The organism is Nocardioides sp. (assembly GCF_047602075.1).
Taxonomy (GTDB): domain Bacteria; phylum Actinomycetota; class Actinomycetes; order Propionibacteriales; family Nocardioidaceae; genus Nocardioides.
On the sequence record NZ_JASGIF010000002.1, the window covers coordinates 1,353,500 to 1,374,181 of the forward strand.

Annotated in this window: 19 protein-coding genes; 15 read left to right on the plus strand and 4 right to left on the minus strand. The window is 69.4% G+C overall.

Annotated features, from left to right (window positions below; genetic code table 11):
* The first annotated feature begins 20 nt into the window (after positions 1 to 20).
* From dapE to QM714_RS19205, 7 genes are all read left to right on the plus strand, one after another.
* Positions 21 to 1,085 carry a succinyl-diaminopimelate desuccinylase gene (dapE, locus tag QM714_RS19175; RefSeq protein ID WP_415102933.1) on the plus strand — a complete coding sequence of 355 codons (1,065 nt, stop codon included), beginning with the start codon at positions 21 to 23 and terminating at the stop codon, positions 1,083 to 1,085.
* Positions 1,082 to 1,840, plus strand: coding sequence for a TIGR00730 family Rossman fold protein (locus QM714_RS19180; RefSeq protein ID WP_415102934.1), 759 nt, complete (start codon positions 1,082 to 1,084; stop codon positions 1,838 to 1,840). Before dapE ends, QM714_RS19180 begins: the two co-directional genes overlap by 4 nt.
* Positions 1,837 to 2,115 (plus strand): DivIVA domain-containing protein, encoded by a 279-nt coding sequence (locus QM714_RS19185; RefSeq protein WP_415102935.1) that lies wholly within the window; start codon positions 1,837 to 1,839, stop codon positions 2,113 to 2,115. Before QM714_RS19180 ends, QM714_RS19185 begins: the two co-directional genes overlap by 4 nt.
* Before the next feature lie 15 nt (positions 2,116 to 2,130).
* A complete protein-coding gene (locus tag QM714_RS19190) occupies positions 2,131 to 2,562 on the plus strand; it encodes a hypothetical protein (RefSeq protein ID WP_415102936.1) in 432 nt (143 codons plus the stop codon).
* A 23-nt stretch (positions 2,563 to 2,585) separates the two neighbouring features.
* Positions 2,586 to 3,332 (plus strand): M14 family zinc carboxypeptidase, encoded by a 747-nt coding sequence (locus tag QM714_RS19195; protein WP_415102937.1) that lies wholly within the window; start codon positions 2,586 to 2,588, stop codon positions 3,330 to 3,332.
* A gap of 82 nt (positions 3,333 to 3,414) precedes the next feature.
* The gene (locus tag QM714_RS19200) at positions 3,415 to 3,582 is read left to right on the plus strand and encodes a DUF3117 domain-containing protein (protein ID WP_182540000.1); all 168 of its coding nucleotides are present in this window, start codon (positions 3,415 to 3,417) and stop codon (positions 3,580 to 3,582) included.
* Positions 3,583 to 3,586: 4 nt separating this feature from the next.
* Complete coding sequence (locus QM714_RS19205) at positions 3,587 to 5,116, plus strand: leucyl aminopeptidase family protein (RefSeq protein WP_415102938.1); 1,530 nt, start codon at positions 3,587 to 3,589, stop codon at positions 5,114 to 5,116.
* 28 nt (positions 5,117 to 5,144) lie between these two features.
* On the opposite strand, the gene QM714_RS19210 is transcribed toward QM714_RS19205, so the two are convergent.
* Complete coding sequence (locus QM714_RS19210) at positions 5,145 to 5,753, minus strand: O-methyltransferase (protein ID WP_415102939.1); 609 nt, start codon at positions 5,751 to 5,753, stop codon at positions 5,145 to 5,147.
* Positions 5,754 to 6,016: 263 nt separating this feature from the next.
* On the opposite strand from QM714_RS19210, the gene sigE reads away from it, so the two are divergent.
* From sigE to QM714_RS19225, 3 genes are all read left to right on the plus strand, one after another.
* Positions 6,017 to 6,622, plus strand: a complete 606-nt coding sequence (gene sigE, locus QM714_RS19215; protein WP_415102940.1) for an RNA polymerase sigma factor SigE — start codon at positions 6,017 to 6,019, stop codon at positions 6,620 to 6,622.
* Positions 6,619 to 7,110, plus strand: a complete 492-nt coding sequence (locus tag QM714_RS19220) for a hypothetical protein (RefSeq protein ID WP_415102941.1) — start codon at positions 6,619 to 6,621, stop codon at positions 7,108 to 7,110. Before sigE ends, QM714_RS19220 begins: the two co-directional genes overlap by 4 nt.
* 389 nt (positions 7,111 to 7,499) lie before the next feature.
* Positions 7,500 to 8,564: a S1C family serine protease gene (locus QM714_RS19225; RefSeq protein ID WP_415102942.1), complete on the plus strand. Its 1,065-nt coding sequence runs from the start codon at positions 7,500 to 7,502 to the stop codon at positions 8,562 to 8,564.
* Between the two features lie 305 nt (positions 8,565 to 8,869).
* Here the strand turns inward: QM714_RS19225 and QM714_RS19230 are convergent, their stop codons facing one another.
* Positions 8,870 to 9,133, minus strand: a complete 264-nt coding sequence (locus tag QM714_RS19230) for a helix-turn-helix transcriptional regulator (RefSeq protein ID WP_415102943.1) — start codon at positions 9,131 to 9,133, stop codon at positions 8,870 to 8,872.
* Between the two features lie 91 nt (positions 9,134 to 9,224).
* On the opposite strand from QM714_RS19230, the gene QM714_RS19235 reads away from it, so the two are divergent.
* From QM714_RS19235 to pruA, 4 genes are all read left to right on the plus strand, one after another.
* Positions 9,225 to 9,878 carry a hypothetical protein gene (locus QM714_RS19235; protein ID WP_415102944.1) on the plus strand — a complete coding sequence of 218 codons (654 nt, stop codon included), beginning with the start codon at positions 9,225 to 9,227 and terminating at the stop codon, positions 9,876 to 9,878.
* Between the two features lie 7 nt (positions 9,879 to 9,885).
* The gene (locus QM714_RS19240; RefSeq protein WP_415102945.1) at positions 9,886 to 11,130 is read left to right on the plus strand and encodes an AAA family ATPase; all 1,245 of its coding nucleotides are present in this window, start codon (positions 9,886 to 9,888) and stop codon (positions 11,128 to 11,130) included.
* Positions 11,131 to 11,239: 109 nt separating this feature from the next.
* Entirely contained in the window at positions 11,240 to 12,667 is a 1,428-nt protein-coding gene (locus QM714_RS19245; protein ID WP_415102946.1) for a WS/DGAT/MGAT family O-acyltransferase, read from the plus strand.
* Between the two features lie 32 nt (positions 12,668 to 12,699).
* Positions 12,700 to 14,328: an L-glutamate gamma-semialdehyde dehydrogenase gene (pruA, locus tag QM714_RS19250; RefSeq protein ID WP_415102947.1), complete on the plus strand. Its 1,629-nt coding sequence runs from the start codon at positions 12,700 to 12,702 to the stop codon at positions 14,326 to 14,328.
* Positions 14,329 to 14,341: 13 nt separating this feature from the next.
* On the opposite strand, the gene QM714_RS19255 is transcribed toward pruA, so the two are convergent.
* Positions 14,342 to 14,830 carry a DUF2505 domain-containing protein gene (locus tag QM714_RS19255; protein WP_415102948.1) on the minus strand — a complete coding sequence of 163 codons (489 nt, stop codon included), beginning with the start codon at positions 14,828 to 14,830 and terminating at the stop codon, positions 14,342 to 14,344.
* Between the two features lie 101 nt (positions 14,831 to 14,931).
* Between QM714_RS19255 and QM714_RS19260 the strand changes: the two genes are divergently transcribed.
* Positions 14,932 to 19,809: an NAD-glutamate dehydrogenase gene (locus QM714_RS19260; RefSeq protein ID WP_415102949.1), complete on the plus strand. Its 4,878-nt coding sequence runs from the start codon at positions 14,932 to 14,934 to the stop codon at positions 19,807 to 19,809.
* 1 nt (position 19,810) lies between these two features.
* Here QM714_RS19260 and QM714_RS19265 read toward each other — a convergent pair whose 3' ends face one another.
* Positions 19,811 to 20,659 carry a Ku protein gene (locus QM714_RS19265; protein WP_415102950.1) on the minus strand — a complete coding sequence of 283 codons (849 nt, stop codon included), beginning with the start codon at positions 20,657 to 20,659 and terminating at the stop codon, positions 19,811 to 19,813.
* Positions 20,660 to 20,682: the final 23 nt, after the last annotated feature.

A 20,682-nucleotide genomic window follows, 5' to 3' on the forward strand; every position in this document is an offset into this window, starting at 1 on the left:
GAGCCTGGTTGGATGGGCCCGTGCAACTGGACCTGAACTCCGACGTGGTGGCGCTGACTCGGCAGCTTGTCGACATCGAGTCGGTGAGTCACGACGAGACGGAGATCGCCGATGCGGTGGCCGACGCGCTGGCGCCGTGCACTCACCTCGAGGTGGCCCGGCGCGGCAACACGGTGGTGGCACGGACCGCGCTGGATCGACCCGAGCGGGTGGTCATCGCCGGTCACCTCGACACGGTGCCGCTCAACGACAACCTGCCGTCGCGGATGGAGGGCGACCTCCTCTACGGTCTCGGCTCTTGTGACATGAAGGGTGGCGACGCGGTCATCCTCAAGTTGGCAGCGACCGTGCCCGAGCCCACCAGAGATGTCACCTTTGTCCTCTATGACGGCGAGGAGATCGAGTCCGAGCACAACGGCCTGCGCAAGCTTGCCGAGAGCGACCCCGAGCTGATGCGGGCCGACTTCGCCATCTTGATGGAGCCCTCCAACGCCGTGGTCGAGGCCGGTTGCCAGGGCACGATGCGCGTCGAGGTCCGCAGCGCGGGGGAGCGGGCCCACTCGGCTCGATCCTGGATGGGTCGCAACGCGATCCATCAGGCCGGCGAGGTTCTCGACCGCTTGCGGGCCTACCAGCCGCGACGCCCGGAGATCGACGGGCTCGACTATTACGAGGGTCTCAACGCGGTCGGCATCCGTGGCGGCGTGGCCGGCAACGTCATCCCCGACGAATGCGTGGTCGTCATCAACTACCGCTTCGCCCCCGATCGCAGCGAAGCCGAGGCCGAGGCCTACCTCCGCGAGCTGTTCGAGGGGTACGACGTCCAGGTCACCGACACTGCGCCCGGAGCCCTCCCCGGACTGGCGGTGCCAGCCGCGCGCGCCTTCGTCGAGGCGGTCGGCGGGCAGGTGAACCCGAAGTTCGGCTGGACCGACGTGGCTCGGTTCAGCAGCCTCGGCGTCCCGGCGGTCAACTTCGGCCCCGGTGATCCGATGCTTGCGCACAAGCAGGAGGAGCACGTGCCCGTCGACCAGATCCGCAGTTGCGAAGCCCGGCTCGCCGCCTGGCTCGGGGACCCCCGATGAACACCCCTGGAGCGGAAGAGCCGACCTACAAGGGACCGGTGTTGATGCGTCGGGATCAGGTCGAGGACGGCACGGCCGATCAGCGGCTGCTGGACTCCAAGGGCACCGGAGACTGGGTGCACACCGATCCGTGGCGGGTGCTGCGGATCCAGGCCGAGTTCATCGAGGGGTTCGGCGCGCTAGCGGAGCTCGGGCCTGCGATCGGTGTGTTCGGATCGGCCCGGTTGCGGCCCGGCACCCTGGACTACGCGCTGGGCGAGGAGGCCGGCCGCAAGCTCGTCGAGGCCGGGTTCGCGGTGATCACCGGCGGTGGCCCGGGCGGGATGGAGGCCGCCAACAAGGGCGCCTCACAGGCAGGCGGTGTGAGCGTCGGCCTCGGCATCGAGCTGCCGTTCGAGTCCGGGCTGAACCAGTGGGTCGACATCGGCATCAACTTCCGCTACTTCTTTGCTCGCAAGACGATGTTCGTCAAATACGCCCAAGGGTTCATCGTCCTGCCCGGCGGGCTCGGCACCCTCGACGAGCTGTTCGAGGCGTTGACTCTGGTGCAGACCCAGAAGGTGACCAGCTTCCCGGTGGTGCTGCTGGGCAGCGCCTACTGGGGCGGTCTGGTCGGCTGGCTGCGAGACACCGCGCTGGCGGCCGGCAACATCTCGGCGACCGACCTGGATCTGATCAGCATCACCGACGACGTGGACGAGGCGGTGCGGCTGATGGTCGAGGCGCACCACCGACGAGAGGGGGAGGACCAATGATCTGGCTCTTCGCTGTGTTGATCGTGCTGGCGATGGGTGGCGTTGCCCTGCTCGCGGCAGGCAGGGGCGATCCGCTCGCGGAGGAGTACGGCGACCGCCCGGACGCGCTGGTGCCCGCCTCCGGAGCGATTCGGGCCGAGGACCTGCGCCGGGTCCGTTTCTCACTCGCCTTCCGCGGCTATCGGATGTCGGAGGTCGACGAGCTGCTCGACCGACTGGCCCGCGAAATGGAGCCCGACTCCGCGACCACCGATGGCAGCCTGCGGAACGACTAGGGCAGACTTCCGCCTGTGTCCCCCCGCCTGATCGCCTATGTCCTGGTGGCGCTCGGCGCGCTCGTCGTCGTCCTGACCCGCATCCGGATGCGCCGCGAGGGTGCTGCCGGTGTCCACCAGGTGCCTCGGGGCGTGGTCCTCGGGCACACCGTCTCCGGGGTGCTGGGACTGGTCTCCTGGCTGGCCTACCTGCTGACCCACGGTCACGACACCACCCTTGGCGTGGACCGGGAGCTGGTCGGCATCGTGGCACTGGCCTGCCTGTGGATCTTGTCGGTGCTCGGGCTGATGATCCTGCTTCGCTGGCTGCCGAGCCGGGGTCGGCACGCCTCGGCGGCGACCGAGGACAGTTGGAGTGACGGGCCCGGTCTCTCGGTGCTTGCCCATGTCGGGATGTTCCTCGCGGTCGCCTTCTTCACCATCTCCTACATGCTCAACACGCTGTGATCGGGCGGCGAGCCGGCGCCACGATGAGACAGCGCTCTGCGGTCTGGGCGCTGGCTTTGGCAGTGACGCTGAGTCTGCTCACTGCCACCACGCCTGCGGTGTCGCAGAGTCTGGCCCACGACGCCGTGATCCAGCGCAAGGTGATCGGGCACTCGGTGAAGAAGCGACCGATCGTGGCGCTGCGGCTCGGGGAGCCGGGCAAGCGGGTGATCGTGATGTTCGCCGCCATGCACGGCAACGAGACCGCGCCCAGCAAGATCCTGCACTCGCTGGCCGACGGCCCGCCGGTGCATGGCATCGACCTGTGGGTGGTTCCGACGTACAACCCCGACGGCGTCGCACGCCACACCCGGCAGAACGCGCGCGGCGTGGACCTCAATCGCAACTTCCCCTACCGCTGGGTGAAGCTGCGCGGGACCTACAACTCCGGTCGAAAGCCCGCCTCGGAGCCGGAGACACGCGCGGTGATGAGGTTCCTCCGCAAGGTCCGGCCCAGTCAGATCATCAGCTTCCACCAGCCGTTGTACGGCGTGGACACCGACACCAAGCGACCCGCGTTCGCCCGCCGGCTGGCCCGAGCGCTGCACCTGCCCGCCACGTCGTTCGACTGCGGCGGTGTCTGCCACGGCACCATGACCGGTTGGTACAACCACCGGTTCAAGGGCAGTGCGCTGACCGTGGAGTACAACGCCCACCCCGCCCGCGCCCGCATGCGGCAGCGTGCGCCGAAGCAGCTGATCCGGGTCCTGGGCGCATCGCGCGGGCGGTGAGGAATAATGGGTCCCGGACAACAGAAGTCGGGGCGGCCCGGGAACGCCGCGACCTGCAGCAAGGACAGGAAGAGGTGTGCGGATGGCGGCGATGAAGCCTCGTACCGGTGACGGACCCCTGGAGGTCACCAAGGAAGGGCGCGGCATCGTCATGCGGGTGCCTCTCGAAGGCGGCGGTCGCCTCGTGGTCGAGTTGAACGCCGAGGAGGCGGGCTCGCTGGGTGACGCGCTCAAGGCCGTCGTCGGCTGACGCGGTGACATCGGTTCCGGCCACCCTTCCAGCTCAGGTCAGTCCTCCGGAGTTCGCGCTCAGCGGGCTGCCCGCGGCAGCCCTACAAGGCGTCGACGCTGTTGCGTACGCCGTCCAGCCGGGGACGGATGCTCCCCTGTTGCCCGCGGATGCCGACGCACTCGGTGCCGAGGTGGGCCTCGACCTGATGGCGGTTCTTGAGGCCAACCGTGCGACCGGAGCGGTGGGTGAGATCGCGTCGGTTCCGGTGAGCCGTGACGGCGGGCTGCTGACGGTCCACCTCGTTGGCATCGGCGAGGCGCGGCTGGTCGACCTCCGCCGCGCGGGAGCCACGCTTGCCCGCGCCTGCCGAGACACCGACAGCCTCGCGACCTCGATCCCTGCCGTCGCTCCGACTGACGGGTTGGAGGCGTTCGTCGTGGGGCTCATGTTGGGCTCCTTCGAGTTCCATTGGCGCTCCGGCGGACCGCGTCACCAGCCGGTCCAGCGGGTCGTCCTCGCCGGTCTCGAGGATGCGGGTGAGCGCACGCCGGACCTGTTCCGAGCGATCGCCGTCGGTGGCGCCGGCTGGCGTTCGCGCACCCTCGCGACGGTGCCGTCGAACCTGAAGAACCCGGCCTGGCTGGTGGAGCGTGCCACCGAGATCGCCGAACAGGCTGGCCTGGAGATGCGGGTCTGGGACGAGCAAGAGCTCGCCGAGCTCGGCATGGGTGGCCTGCTCGGAGTGGGCCAGGCCTCGGCGACGCCGCCACGCCTGATCCGCCTCGACTACGCGCCTGCGAGCGCGGGGCGACGCACGGCCACGGTCGTGCTGGTCGGCAAGGGCATCACCTTCGACTCCGGCGGCCTCTCCATCAAGCCCGCCGAATCGATGGCCACGATGAAGCGGGACATGACCGGCGGCGCCGTGGTCTTCTCGGTCATGGACGCCCTCAGCGCCGTCCGCTGTCCGGTTCGCGTGGTCGGCCTGGTGGCAGCCGCGGAGAATGCCGTCTCCGGCAACGCGCTGCGGCCCGGCGACGTGGTGCGGCACTACGGCGGTCGCACCAGCGAGGTGACCAACACCGATGCCGAGGGCCGCCTCGTGATGGCCGACGCGCTCGCCTACGCCGTCGACCAGGTCAAGCCTGCCGCGATCGTCGACGTGGCCACCCTGACCGGCGCGATGAAGGTCGCCCTCGGCCAGCGGATGGCCGGCTTCTTCGCCAACAACGACGCCCTCGCCGCGGCCCTGGAGCGGGCCGGCGAGGAGTCGGGTGAGCCACTGTGGCGCTTCCCGCTCGCCGAGCAGTACGAAGAGAAGCTCGCCTCGAAGGTCGCCGACGCCGACAACGCACCCGGCGGGCCGGGGGCCATCACCGCAGCGCTGTTCCTCCGGCACTTCGTGGGCTCGGTGCCGTGGGCACATCTGGACGTGGCGTCGGTCGGCGACTCACCGAGCGACAGCTTCGAGTGGACCGAAGGGCCGACCGGCTACTCCGTGCGCGCCCTGCTCGCCTGGCTGGGCCACCCCGACCCGCTCGACGGCGTCTGACCGAACAGTCGGACCGGCCAGGGGTGGGTCAGTCGCTGGCCTCCGGCGACCACTCCTTCTTCGCCACCAGCAGCCCGTCACCGACCGGCAGCAGGACCGGCACCAGGCCTTCGTGGTCGCGGACGGTGTGTCCGAGGTCTCGGATAGTGGTGGTCTGCACGTCGCGGACGGCGGGGTCGGCGACTCGGTCGTGCCACAGCGCGTTGTCGAAGGCCACCACGCCGCCAGGACGGAGCAGGCGCAGGGCCTCGCGCAGGTAGGCGGCGTACTCCCGCTTGTCGCCGTCACAGAAGACCAGGTCGTAGTGGCCGTCGGTCAGCCGGGGAAGCACCTCGAGCGCGGCCCCCGCGATGGTGCGCACTCGTTGCGTGGCGAAGCCGGCCTCGGTGTAGGACTGCCGGGCCAGCAACTGGTGCTCGGCCTCGATGTCCACCGTGGTGAGCACACCGTCCGAGCGCATCCCGCGCAGTAGCCAAACCCCGGAGACGCCGGTCCCGCTGCCGATCTCGACGACGGCGCGGGCATCCAGCGCTGCCGCGAGGAACTGCAGCATCGCGCCGGCGCCGGCGCCGATCGGCACCACGCCGACCTCTTCGGCACGCGTCCGAGCCGCTGCGAGGACCTCGTCCTCGGGCACGAACTGCTCGGCGTAGGTCCAGCTCGTCGCTGCGATCGGTGTAGTGATGGCGGCCTCCCTGGATCGAGCCGCTCGCGGGCGTGACGGCTGTCTCGACCCTACCGTGGTGGCTGCCGGGAACACCGGAGCGCACAGGATCGTTCTCCTCACGAGGTTCCCAGCAAATGCCGGGGGTTGTTCACAGCATCCTCTCAGCCCAACTTCTTAGCGTGAGGACGGTCTTGTTTAGTCGGATGGTGCGTCAGCGCGCAAAGGAGATCCCCGTGAGGGAAGGCCCAGACGCCGAAAGCGCCGTGGGGCAGGTCGGGGTCCCGTCCTGGCAAGAGATCGTCGAGCTGCACTCCGATCGGGTCTACCGCCTCGCCTACCGCCTGACTGGCAACAGGCACGATGCCGAGGACCTCACCCAGGAGGTCTTCGTCCGGGTGTTCCGGAGCCTGGACACCTACACCCCGGGCACCTTCGAAGGCTGGCTGCATCGGATCACCACCAACCTCTTCCTCGACCAGGCCCGCCGGCGCCAGCGGATCCGGTTCGACGCGCTCTCCGACGAGCGAGCCAGCCGGCTCGCGAGTCGAGCGCCGAGCCCTGACGCCGCGCTCGTGGACACCACTTTCGACGACGACGTGGCGCAGGCGTTGGCCGCTCTGCCGCCGGAGTTCCGCGCCGCCGTCGTCCTGTGCGACGTCGAGGGCCTGACTTACGAGGAGATCGCCGACATTCTCGGCGCCAAACTGGGCACGGTCCGGTCTCGCATCCACCGTGGCCGTGCCCAGTTGCGCGCCGCGCTGGCGCACCGCGCACCGACCGCAGGACGGCAGCGGTACGCCGGCCCCCAGGCCGTTCCGGCGCAGGAGTCCCGCTCGTGATCGGTCATCTCGGTGCGCGGGTGAGCCAGCTTCTCGACGGACAGCTCACCTCGGAGGACGAGGACCGGGCCTGGCACCATGTGATGACCTGCCATCAGTGTCGGGACCTGGTCGAGCGTGAGGGTTGGGTGAAGACCAGGCTCGCGGGCCTCTCGTTCGGCCAGGGCACCGCGCCCGACGACCTGAAGGGGTCCCTGCTCGACGCCTCGGCGCTCGGCACCGTCGCCACCGGTGGATTTCTGGAGAGCGAGCGTCCTCGCGTGCGACCGGCGCTAGCCGCTCTCGGAGGTGGCGCGCTCGGGGCCGCCCTGGTCGGCATGGTTGCCTTCGTCGGCGTGCCGGGCTCCTCGCCCACGATGGAGGTCCGCTCGCCCGGCGTCAGCACGCGGCCGAGCAGCCCGGTGTCGAGCACCGGTGACGGCATCCTGCAGCGAGAGCGCCGAGAAGTCGCCCACGGCGTTCGTCCACACGACACAATGGTGTGGTGACCGACCCCCGCGAACCCTCCGGAGACCCAGCCGAGGCTGCTGGCGGCACGCCCGAAGGCACCCGCCCGCGGCATCTTGCCGAGGACCCGACCCAGCCCCTGGGTCATTCCCTGGGTCAGCCTCAGCGACCCCTCGCGGGACCACCCCCGTCGCACCCGGTCCAGCCGCATCGGGTTCAGCCGCCCGCAGCTCAGCAGCAGCCGGTCCAGCCGCACCCAGCTCAGCCCTACCCGGCGCAGCCGTATCCACCCGGACCGCCGACCCACCCGCTGCCGGCCTACTCCGCGCCTGGGCATCGCGCCGGCCCGCCGGCGCCCGGGCCTTACGGCCAGCCCTGGGCGGCGCCGACTGGTTCGACGGGCAAGAGTCCGGGGTGGCTGTGGCCTGCGGTGACCGGTCTGGCGCTGGCTGTCGGGCTGCTGGGCGGAGCGCTCGGCAGCGCGGCGTACAACCTCGCCACTGACGGCGACCGAACGCCCGACGCGGCGAGCAGCACCGACATCGCCGAAGAGCGGGCGCCGCTGCCGAAGGGGAACACCTCGGTCAGCGCCGTGGCCAAGCGCGTCCTGCCCAGCACCGTTCAGGTGATCGCGAGCTATCAGGGCGAGGACGGCGCCGTCAGCGGCTCCGGTTTCGTGCTGGACCGCAAGGGCCACGTCGTGACCAACAACCACGTCGTCGCGGGCTCCGCGGCCGATGACGAGCCGATCGTGGTCGTCGACGAGTCGGGCAACCAGCACACGGCCGAGCTGGTCGGCCGTAGCCCCGTCTATGACCTGGCGGTGTTGCATGTCTCCGAGGCCCGCGGGCTCCGCCCGGCAGCGCTGGGGTCCTCCTCGGCGCTGCTCGTCGGCGACGAGGTCGTCGCGATCGGGTCGCCACTCGGCCTCACCTCCACTGTGACGGCGGGCATCGTCAGCGCGGTGAATCGACCGGTGACCACGGGCGATTCGGCGGACGAGACCAGCTATATCAACGCCGTCCAGACCGACGCGGCCATCAACCCGGGCAACTCCGGTGGGCCGCTGGTCAACCTGCGCGGTCAGGTGGTCGGGGTCAACTCGGCGATCGCGACCACCGGGGCATCGACCGGTCAGGCGGGCAACATCGGGGTTGGCTTCGCCATCCCGATCGAGCAGGTGCGGGTGACCACGCGGCAGATCCTGGCCGACGGCGAAGCGAGCTATCCGGTCATCGGCGCCACCGTGAAGACGGGGGCGAGCGATGGCCGGGGTGCCGTCATCGACGAGGTGCCCGCCGACACCCCAGCGTCGGCGGCTGGTCTGAAGCCCGACGACGTGGTCACCGCGATCGACGGGGTCCGGGTCGGCGACGGCATCGCCTTGATCGTGGCGATCCGCAGTCACCTCCCGGGCGACACCGTGAAACTGACCATCCAGCGCGGCAGTGTCCAGCGGGCCGTCGAGGTCACCTTGGACGCCAAGGTCGGCTGATCTGCCACGTCGCCGTCGGTCCGTCTGCCGCGGTGCTGTGGTGGCCCGGACCCAACTCCCGCGGTCCTATGGTGGCTGAGGACCCGGTATTCGGGGCACTTTGCCACTACAAGACCGCGGCAGACGCAAGAAGACCGCGGCAGACGGCCCACCGCGCAGCAAGCCGGACGACCAGCGACCCGGCCAGCAACCCCAGCCAACAGCAACGCTCACCCGTCGTCGTTGCCCTGTCGGTCGCAACCCAAGGCGACCAGCGACCCGACCGGCAAACCCCGACCACGGTGGCGCCTCGGGGCCGCGAAGTTTCAGTTGACCTCGGTGCCGGTCTCCGACTCGACATAGGGGTGCTGTTTGACGAACGTCTTGGTCTCGGCATACATCCGCTCGATATAGGTCTCCAGCTCGCTCGACTCGACCCGCCATTGACCACGGCCACCGATCTTGATGGCGGGCAGGTCACCGCGACGGACCAAGGCGTAGACCTGGGCACCCGAGGTGTTCAAGATCTCCGCAACGTCTGAGAGCGTGAGGAAGCGGGGTTGTGCGTCCTGGTGGTCCATGTCCTCCATGGTGACACCCAGGGTGAAGTAATGGGACCCCGAAACGTCCGCTGTGGAGAACGGGGTGCCCATTCGCGCCGGTTTGCCGCATGATGACCCGATGACGTCCACTCTCGGGACTCCGGCACCGACGCCGGCGGTGCGCCCTCGACGGCCGGGTTGGCGCGACCCGCGGCTCTGGCTCGGCGTCGCGATCGTGGCCGTCTCAGTGCTCGCCGGAGCCAGGTTGCTCGCGCGGGCCGACGACACCGTCCCCGTGTGGGCGGTCACCGCCGACCACGCACCCGGTGACACCTTGACCGAGGCCGACCTCACCGCCGTCCGGGTGCGGTTCGACTCCGACGCCGACCTGGACCGCTATCTCGGTGTCAGCCACGAGTTCCCGGGCGACATGCATCTGATCCGCGCGCTGGGCGCGGGTGAGCTGGTGCCTCTCAGCGCGTTGGGCGCAGACGACGGGGACCCGCTGCTCACGGTGCCGCTGGCGCTGCCTGCTCTCGGCGTACCGCCCGGCTTGGATGCCGGTTCGCGAGTGGACGTGTGGGTGACCGCCGAGAGCCGGAGTGGCCGGGTCGTCGCTCGGCCGGTCCTGCGTGACGTCGTGATCCTGGCGGCTCCCGCCTCCGCCGACGGGTTCGGCGCGACCGGCGATCGTCAACTCGTGCTCGGCGTGGATCCGATCCAGGAGAAGGCGCTGGGCCGAGTGCTGGCGGCGGCTGGCGACGCCGGGATCACCGTCATCGGCCGGGACTGAGCCGGCCATGATCTGCGTGCTGGTGGTCGCTGCGGGCGCCTCCTGGGAGGCAGCGGTGCTGGGCTCCGTTGCCGGGCACCGAGACCTGGCCGTCCTCAAACGCTGTGTCGATATCGACGACCTGCTCGCCTCCGCTGCCGCGGGACAGGCGGATGCCGCGGTGATCTCGGTGGACGCGCCCGGCCTGGATGCCACCAGTGTCGACCAACTACGTCGGCAGCAGGTTCGTCCGATCGGTGTCGTCGACCCCGGACCTGCCGGAGACCAAGGCCGAGCCCACGCCAACCGGATCGGCATCCAAGCCATCGTCGAGACCGACGCCCTGGCCCACCTTCCCGCAGTGCTCCTCGACGACGATCCGGATCCGCCACGATCCATCGCGGCCGATGACCTGGCAGAGACCGGGGGAGCCGAAGATGGTCCGGTGATCACGGTCTGGGGAGCCCAGGGGGCCCCGGGTCGCACCACTATCGCCTCGGCGATCGCCGCGGAGGTGGCTCATCGGACGGGCGCGACGACCCTGGTGGACGCCGACCCCTACGGCGGTGCCGTGGCCCAGCAACTGGGTGTTCTCGACGAGGTCTCGGGGCTGCTGGCGGCGGCTCGACTGGCATCCACCGGCAGCCTCGCCGAGCGGGTGGCCGGTGTTCCGCGCGATGTCGGCGGTGGACTGGCCGTGGTCACCGGGCTCCCTCGGGCAGATCGGTGGGTCGAGATGCGACCGGGTGCCCTGGAGACGCTGCTGGAGGCCCTGCGTCCGCGCGGCCCGGTGGTCGTCGACACCGGCTTCTGCCTGGAGCCCGATCCTTCCGCGGAGCTCGCGGGGCGGCCTTCTCGCAACGGGCTCACCTTGGCAGCGCTCGGCACGGCCGACCAGGTGGTGGTGGTCGGGGCGCCTGACCCGGTCGGACTCTCCCGCCTGGCTCGAGGTCTGGTGGATCTGCGGGAGTCGGTTGGACCGCGGTCGGTGTGGGTGGTCGTCAACCGGCAGCGCGCCAGCCTGGGCTGGTCCGAGGCGGATGTCATCTCGATGGTGCGTGGCTTCGGCCGGGTCGCCGAGGTCTACTTCTTCCCTGACGACCCGATCGTGGATCGTGCCCTGGTGTCCGGGCGCACGATCGTCGAGGTGGGCGACTCGCCGCTGCGCCAGGCCGTCGGCCGCCTGGTCACCGACCTGGTGCCGCCCTCTCAGGCATCGGCGAACGGTCGCCGGATCAAGCGGCGCGCGGCGGGTCGGGGTCGCCGGGGCTAGGCGAACCACTGATCGCTTCCCCCGTGCCGCAGCGTCGTCATGCCAGAATCTCTGACGGTCGGATCTCGCCGCCCTTGTTGTGAGGAGAGTCCATGAGCACGGAGCCCTGGTGTTGATCGAGCGGCTGCGTGCGCGGGACCTCAAGCTCCTGGCCTGGGAGGCGCCGACCACCCCCCTGCACAACGCCACCGTCGAGATCTTCGACCCGGAGGGCTCGGGTTTCGACTACGCACAGCTGGTCGACCTGATCGCGGACCGGATCGCGTTCGTGCCCCGCTATCGGCAGCGGCTCCAGCCCGTGCCGGGCAACCTGGCGAACCCGGTCTGGGTGGACGACCCCGACTTCGAGCTCGGCTACCACGTCCGGCGCTCCGCGCTGCCACGACCGGGCAACCTCGATCAGCTCCGTGAGCTGGTCGCGCGGATCGTCTCGCGTCCGCTCGACCGCAGCAGACCGCTGTGGGAGGTCTACTTCGTCGAGGGCCTCGAGGGTGGCCGGGTGGCGGTGTTGTCGAAGTCCCACGAGATCCTGGTCGACGGGGTGGAGACCGTGGACCTCGGCCAGGTGTTGCTCGACGTCGCACCCGATCCCAAGCGAGTCGCCCAGGACGACTGGGCCCCGCGCCGGCGGCCCGGCTCGGTGAACCTGATGCTGGACGCGCTCCACGACTCGGTGCGCGACCCACGGGTGCTGGCCTCCAACGTGCGCGGCCGGCTCGCGGGCGCCGGTCGCTCGATGGCGTCGACCGTCCAACGCACCGGGGACGTGATCAGCCTGCTGTCGAACCGACGCTCGCCCTGGGACTCGCCGGTGACCGGCCATCTGTCCCAGCAGCGTCGGTTCGTGGCCCTGCGGACCGACCTTGCCGACTATCGCGCAGTGCGCCAAGCCCACGGCGGCACGGTCAACGACGTCATCTTGGCGACGATCACCGGCGGACTACGTGGCTGGCTGATGGCCCGCAGCGAATCCCTCGGCGGTGTCCGCCAACTCAAGGCCGTGGTGCCGATGTCGGTGATCGACGACGAGATGGAGGCGACCTCGCTCGGGGCCCAGGTGGCCAGCCACTTCGTCGACCTGCCCATCGGCGAGCCGAGCCCGTTGGTCCGACTGCATCAGGTCTCCTACTCCTTCGAGGCGCACAGAGCGGGTGGCCGTGCGGTCGCGGCCAACCGACTCGCGGGGATCGCGGGCTTCGCGCCGACCACCTTCCACGCACTCGGGTCGCGGGTCGCGGCGGCCGAGCTGCGCCGCGGCTTCCACCTCTCGGTGACCAACGTCCCGGGCCCGCAGTTCCCGCTCTACGCCGCCGGCGCTCGGATGACCGAGACCTATCCGGTGCCGCCGCTGCTGCCCGATCACGCCCTCGCGATCGGGGTGACGTCGTACGACGGAGCGGTGCACTACGGGATCACCGCCGACCGGGATCTGCTCCCCGATATCGACCTGCTCGGTCCCTGCTTGGCCGAGGCACTCGAGGAGTTGAAGGACACCGTGACGCCGCGGCGGCCACACGCTCGCAGGGGGCAGCGTTGAGTGACGACAAGGCTGTCTGACAGCATCGCGATATGGATGCCATCACCCACACCCCGACCCCGGTGAACGAGCCCAACCTCGACTACGCCCCCGGCAGCCCCGAACGCGAGACCTTGATTGCCGAGTTGGCCCGACTGGAGAAGATCCAGCACGCCTTCAAAGCGACCATCGGCGGTCGCAAGGTCGCCGGCAAGGGGGCGGAGATCCAGGTCGTCCAGCCACACGACCACCAGCACGTGCTCGGTGTGCTGCGCAGTGCGGGAGAGCCGGAGGCGAAGGCCGCCATCAAGGCGGCGACCGAAGCCGCACCGGCGTGGCGGGCGCTGCCCCTCGATGAGCGTGCCGCCGTGCTGTTGCGGGCGGCCGACCTGCTCGCCGGGCCGTGGCGCGCCAAGTTGAACGCCGCGACCATGTTGGGCCAGTCCAAGACCGCCTGGCAGGCCGAGATCGACTCCGCTTGTGAGCTGATCGACTTCTGGCGCTTCAACGCGCACTTCGCCAAGCAGATCGCGGCCGAGCAGCCGATCGCCAACTCCCGCGGCGTGTGGAACCGGTCCGACCACCGGCCGCTGGAAGGCTTCGTCTACGCGATCACCCCCTTCAACTTCACCGCGATCGCGGGCAACCTCCCGACCGCACCCGCCCTGATGGGCAACACGGTGATCTGGAAGCCGTCGACCACCCAGATGCTGGCCGCGCACTACCTGATGGAGCTGCTCGAGGAGGCGGGCCTGCCGCCCGGCGTGATCAACCTGCTGCCCGGTCACGGCGTCGAGGTGTCCGAGGTGGCCCTCCAGCACCCCGATCTGGCCGGCATCCACTTCACCGGGTCGACCGGGCTCTTCCAGCGGCTCTGGGCTCAGGTGGGCGCCAACATCGCGTCGTACCGCAGCTATCCGCGGTTGGTCGGCGAGACCGGAGGCAAGGACTTCGTGGTCGCCCACAAGTCGGCTGATCCCGACGTGCTCCGGGTGGCGCTCATCCGCGGCGCGTTCGAGTATCAGGGCCAGAAGTGCTCGGCCGCCTCGCGCGCCTACGTCTCGCGCTCGGTCTGGAAGAAGATGGGCGAGCGGTTCCTGGCCGAGGTCGATGAGCTGGCTATGGGCGACGTCACCGACCTGAGCAACTTCATGGGGGCCGTCATCGACGACCGCTCCTTCGCCACCCAGAAGGCGGCGATCGACCGTGCCCGCCGCAGTCGCAAGCTCACCGTCGCCGCCGGTGGGACCTACGACGACTCGGTGGGCTACTTCGTGCGTCCCACGGTGGTGCTCTCCGACGACCCGACCGACGAGATGTTCTCGACGGAGTACTTCGGACCGGTCCTGGCGATCCACGTCTTCGACGACGCCGACTTCGAGAAGGCCGTCGACCAGATGGAGGGGTTCGCGTCGTACGCCCTGACCGGCTCGATCATCGCCCGCGACCGGCGGGTCGTCGACTGGGCGACCGAGCGGCTGCGGTTCGCTGCCGGCAACTTCTACATCAACGACAAGCCCACCGGCGCGGTGGTGGGTCAGCAGCCGTTCGGCGGCGCCCGGGCCTCAGGCACCAACGACAAGGCCGGTGCTCCGCAGAACCTGCTGCGGTGGACGTCGACCCGTTCGATCAAGGAGACGTTCGTCGCGCCGACGGACTACCGCTACCCGCACATGGGCTGACCCGACCGCTGGGTCACGGTGCTCCGGAGCCGTCCAACCACGTCTGCGCGAAGCGGCCGCGGGCGTCGAGCGCCCAGGTGAAGAGTTGGCCGACCATCGCCTCCAGTTTGCTGCCGAGCAGCGGGACGCTCACCTTGATGTCGCCGGTGACCGTCTCGACGGTGTCGCGGCCGCGCTCGAGAAGCGAGATTCGACCGTCCATCCGGCCCGGCTTGCCGGGGATGGTGACGAGCAAGGTCGCCAGGCCCGTGGAGGTCCAGGTCTCTCGCTGCTCGATCTCGATCTCGGGGCCGACCAGGCTGCGGGCGGCGGCCGGGGCGAGCTCGGTCGACTGGACCTGGCGCACGTCCACCACCAAGCCGGCGACGGACTCCTCCACCCGGATGGTGTGGCGCAGCACCTGTTGGAACTCGCAGACCCGAGCCCGGAAGTCTGCGTCGGTAAGCATGGCGTGGACGGCATCGGGGGCAGCGGGATAGGTCACCTCGTGGTGGAACTTCATGGCGCCATCATCACCGACTCGGGGCAGGTTGGCGATGATCCGTGCCGAGGGGGATCGGCGGTTCGGTTGTTCCGTCCAGCGTGGCGTCCTACTGTCTGAGGGTGACGCTGAGCCTGGACGATCCACTCTCTGATCTGCTGAGCAAGGCCGCGGACCTCGCGGCCCATCGCAAGGGCAAGGGCGGGCCGCCGCCCGAGGGCGCCGTGGAGTTGCTACGCGCCTACTACCATCGCGTCGCGCCGGACGACCTGAGTGACCGCGCGGACGTCGATCTCTACGGTGCGGTGGCCTCGCACTATCGCCTGGCCGAACACCGACCCCAGGGCACCGCCCAGGTCCGGGTGTTCACGCCCAGCGTCTCCGAGAACGGCTGGTCCGCAGGCGGCCACTCGGTGATCGAGATCGTCACCGACGACATGCCGTTCCTGGTCGACTCGGTGACGATGGCGCTGGCGGCCCAGCAGCGCACCGTCCACCTCGTCGTGCACCCCGTGCTGGAGGTGCTCCGCGACGTCACCGGGGAGCTCAGGGAGGCGGCCCCCGAGATCGATGCGGGCGAGCACGGCGTCGTCGACGGGCTGGAGATCCTGGCCGAGTCCTGGATGCACGTCGAGATCGACCGGGTCAGCGACGAGCATGATCGCCAGGCGATCGAGGACGCCCTGCGGGGGGTGCTCCGCGACGTGCGGGACGCCGTCGAGGACTGGCCGCGCATGCAGACCCGGCTCCTCGACATCGTGGACGAGCTGGTCGAGGCTCCACCGGTGGGCATCGCCGCTGAGGAGCTCATTCAGAGCGTCGAGCTGCTGCGGTGGCTCGCCGACGACCACTTCGCGTTCCTCGGGTTCCGGGAGTACGACCTCGTCGAGGACGGCCCGGATCTCCTCCTCCGCGCGTTGCCGGGCTCGGGTCTGGGCATCCTGCGCGGTGACCAGTTGCAGTCGGCGGCCTTCTCGGCTCTCCCCACCATGGTCCGGGCACGGGCACGAGAGGCCAAGGTGCTGGTGCTCGCCAAGGCGAACTCCATGGCGACCGTGCACCGCTCGGCCTACCTGGACTACATCGGCGTCAAGCGCTTCGACGAGAACGGCACGGTGGTGGGCGAGCGGCGCTTCCTGGGCCTGTTCTCCGCCGCCACCTACACCGAGTCGGTGATGCGCATCCCGATGCTGCGCGAGAAGGTCGACGAAGTGCTGCGCCGCACCGAGACGGAGCCGCAGAGCCACGCGGGCAAGACCCTCATCAACGTCCTCGAGAACTATCCGCGAGACGAGCTCTTCCACACCCCGATCGAGGAGCTGGTGCCGATCGCGGAGCAGGTGATGATCACCCGCGAGCGTCGGCAGCTGCGTCTGTTCACCCGCCGCGACACCTATGGCCGCTACGTCTCCTGCCTGGTCTACCTGCCGCGCGACCGCTACAACACGGCGGTCCGAGAGCGGCTGGCCAACCTGCTGCGAGACGAGCTCGGTGCGGAGACCGTCGAGTTCACCATCCGGATGAACGAGTCCTACCTCGCGCAGGTGCACTTCGTGGTGCGCCCGCGCCGCGGCGAGCTGATCCCCGAGTTCGACCTCGACGAGTTGGAGCGCAAGCTCGCGGAGGCCTCCCGGTCCTGGCGCGACGATCTGCTCGGGGCACTCAACGCCGACTTCGGGGAGGAGCGCGCCTCCCGGCTCGCGCGCACCTATTCGGACGCCTTCCCCGAGGCCTACAAGGAGGACTTCCCGCCCCGGACAGCCTCCGTCGACGTCGGTCGACTCGAAGCGATCTCAGGTGGCGAAGGAATCGACCTCAGCCTCTACGAGCCCATCGACTCCGAGCGGGGAGAGGGTCGGCTGAAGGTCTACCGGATCGGCTCACCGCTCTCCCTGTCCCAGGTGCTGCCGATGCTCTCGTCGATGGGCGTGGAGGTCGTCGACGAGCGACCCTACGAGCTGGAGAACCTGCCTCGGCAGAGCGTGGTCTACGAGTTCGGGCTGCACCGCGCCGGCGGGATCCCCGACGCCCGCCGGCAGCTCTTCCAAGACGCCCTGGCTGCCATCTGGGGCGGGCTGAACGAGATAGACGGGTTCAACAGCCTGGTGCTCGCGGCCGGCCTCACCTGGCGGCAGGCCAGCGTGCTGCGGGCCTACGCGAAGTACATGAAGCAGGGCAACAGCCCCTTCGCGGTCGACTACATCGAGGAGGCCCTGCGCAGCAACGTCGACATCAGCCGGATGCTGGTCCAGCTGTTCGAGGCGAGGTTCGACCCGAGTCAGGGCGGCCTGGACCACGAGGCGGAGGAGCGCACCAAGCGGGTCGAGAAGCTCCAGAAGAGCATCGGGCTCGCCCTCGACGACGTCGCCAGCCTCGACCACGACCGGATCCTGCGCTCCTACCTGGCCCACATCACCGCCACGCTGCGCACGAACTACTTCCAGACCGCTGACGACGGAGCGGCACACCCCTACATCTGCTTCAAGCTCGAGCCGAAGGTGATCCCCGACCTGCCCGAGCCACGGCCCCGGTTCGAGGTCTTCGTCTACTCCCCACGGGTGGAGGGCGTCCACCTCAGGTTCGGCGCCGTTGCTCGCGGTGGCCTGCGCTGGTCGGACCGCCGCGACGACTTCCGCACCGAGGTGCTCGGCCTGGTCAAGGCCCAGATGGTCAAGAACTCCGTGATCGTGCCGGTCGGCGCCAAGGGCGGCTTCTTCTGCAAGCAGCTCCCCGACCCCGGCGACCGAGACGCATGGTTGGCCGAAGGCATCGCCTGCTACACGACCTTCATCAGCGGCCTGCTCGACATCACCGACAACCTGGTGGCCCAGCAGACCGTGCCGCCGCGAGACGTCGTGCGCTACGACGGCGACGACAGCTACCTGGTCGTCGCCGCCGACAAGGGCACCGCGACCTTCTCCGACATCGCCAACGGAGTGGCCAAGGACTACGGCTTCTGGCTCGGCGACGCCTTCGCGTCCGGCGGCTCGGTGGGCTACGACCACAAGGCGATGGGCATCACCGCGCGCGGTGCCTGGGTCTCGGTGCAGCGCCACTTCCGCGAGCGCGGCATCGACTGCCAGACTGAGGACTTCACCGCCGTCGGCATCGGCGACATGTCCGGCGACGTTTTCGGCAACGGCATGCTCTGCTCCGAGCACACCCGGCTGGTGGCGGCCTTCGACCACCGCGACATCTTCTTGGACCCCAACCCCGACGCCGCGACGTCGTACGCCGAGCGGCGGCGACTCTTCGAGCTACCCCGGTCGAGCTGGCAGGACTACGACCAGACCCTGATCTCGGAGGGTGGCGGGGTCTACTCCCGCGCGGCCAAGTCGATCAAGCTGACCACCCAGGTCCGCGACGCGCTCGGAATCGACCCGTCGGTGTCGCAGATGACGCCGGCCGAGTTGATGAAGGCGATCCTGCGGGCGCCGGTCGACCTGCTCTGGAACGGCGGCATCGGCACCTACGTCAAGGCTTCCGTCGAGCAGAACTCCGACGCCGGCGACAAGGCCAACGATGCGATCCGGATCAACGGCAACGAGGTCCGCGCCAAGTGTGTGGGCGAGGGCGGCAACCTGGGTCTGACTCAGCTGGGCCGGGTGGAGTATGCCCTGGCCGGTGGTCGGATCAACACCGACTTCATCGACAACAGCGCCGGGGTCGACACCTCCGACCACGAGGTGAACATCAAGATCCTGCTCGACAACATCGTCTCCGAAGGGGACCTGACCGAGAAGCAGCGCAACCTGCTGCTCGCAGAGATGACCGACGAGGTCGCCAGCCTGGTCCTGCGCGACAACTACGAGCAGAACCTTGCCCTCGCCAACGCCGCCGCCAACGCGCCGTCGCTGCTGCACGTCCACCAGGACTGGATGGTCAAGCTGGAGCGAGAAGGAGTCTTGAACCGCGTCCTGGAGGGGCTGCCGAGCACCAAGGAGGTCAACCAGCGGCTGGAGCGAGGGGAGGGCCTCACCGTGCCCGAGCTCAGCGTGCTGTTGTCGTGGACCAAGATCGTGCTCGCCGAAGAGCTGCTCGACTCCGATCTCCCCGACGACCCGTTCTTGCACTCCGATCTGTTCGCCTACTTCCCGACCAAGATGCAGCACACCTACCGCCAGCAGATGCTCACCCATCCGCTGAAGCGGGAGATCATCGTGACCCAGGTGGTCAACGACCTCGTCAACGGTGCCGGGATCACCTTCTGGCCACGGCTCTCCGGCGAGACCGGGGTCTCGGCCGCCGAGCTGACCAACGCCAACTTCGTGGCGCGAGAGATCTTCGGGTCGCTGGCCATGCGCGACGAGATCAAGCAGTTCGACAACGTGCTGGATGCTGCGGTGCAGACTCGGATGCGGGTCGAGATGCGCACGCTCGTGGAGCGGTCCAGTCGCTGGCTGGTGAACAACCGGCGCCCACCCATGGACAGCGAGGCGGTCGCCGAGTTCTTCACCGTCCCGGTCCAGCGGGTGATGGGCCAGCTGCCCGAGCTGATGACCGGACGGGAGCTGGAGGCGTTCGAGTCGCGTCGAGACGCGCTGGTCGCCGCCCAGGTGCCCGAGGAGCTGGCCACGAAGGTGGCCGTCCTGCACCCGTCGTACATGCTGCTCAGTGTGGTCGAGACGGCCATTCGCGAGGACCTGGACCCGGCCGACGTGGGCCGGGTGCACTTTGCCCTCGGCGAGCGGCTCGGGTTGCCGGCCCTGGTCTCCCGGATCTTGGAGCTGCCTCGCGCCGACCGCTGGCAGACCATGGCCCGAGCGGCGCTTCGCGACGACTTGTACGCCGTGCACGCCCAGCTCACCGCCCAGGCGTTGACCAGCACCCCCGCCGCGGAGCCGGCCGCCGCGCGGATCGCCGACTGGGAGGAGGAGCGCGGCATCCTGGTCCAGCGTGCGGCCGAGACGCTCGAGGAGATCTGCGCCGACGACAAAGCCGACCTGGCCCGGATGTCGGTAGGTCTGCGGGTGGTCCGGGGGTTGCTGGCCGGGAGTTGAGCTAGGAGGCGACCTTCTTCTTGGCGGGCTTCTTGGCGGCCCGCTTCTTGGCCGGAGCCTCGTCCTCGGTGTCCTCGCCGCGTGATGCCTTGGCGGCCTCCACCGAGCGCTGCAGGGCGGCCAGCAGATCGACCACCTCGCCGGACGACTTCGTCGTGGTGGGAGTTCGCTTGACCTCGCCGCCCTCGATCTTGGCCTCGACGAGCGCCTCCAGAGCGGTGGCGTAGTCGTCCTCGAACTCCTCGGGGTCGAAGTCGCCGGCCAGCGTCTGGACCAGCAAGTCGGCCATCTTCACCTCGGCGTCCTTGATCTCGCCGACCTCGACGGAGAAGTCGGGTTGGCGGATCTCGTCGGGCCACATCATCGTCTGCAGCACGATCACGTCGTCGCGGACACGAAGCACGGCGATCGAGGTTCGCTGGCGCAGCGCGACGGTCACCACCGCCATCCGGTCGGAGTCCTGCAATGCCTGCCGCAGCAGGGCGTAGGGCTTCGCCCCGCTCTTCTCCGGCTCGAGGTAGTAGGACTTCTCGAACAGCATCGGGTCGATCTGGTCGCTCGGCACGAACTTCTCGACCGAGATCTCTCGTGACGAGCTGACCGGGAGCTCGGCTAGATCCTCGTCGCTGAGGATGACCATCTCGCCGTCCTCGGTCTCATAGCCCTTCGCGATGTCGGCGTACTCGACCTCTTCGCCATCGAGGGAGCACACCCGCTGATACTTGATCCGGCCACCGTCCTTGGCGTGCACCTGACGGAAGGTCACGTCGTGGGACTCGGTCGCGGAGTAGAGCTTGACGGGGACGTTCACCAGCCCGAAGGACACCGCGCCCTTCCAGATCGCTCGCATGGGGAAGCACCTTTCGCAGCAGT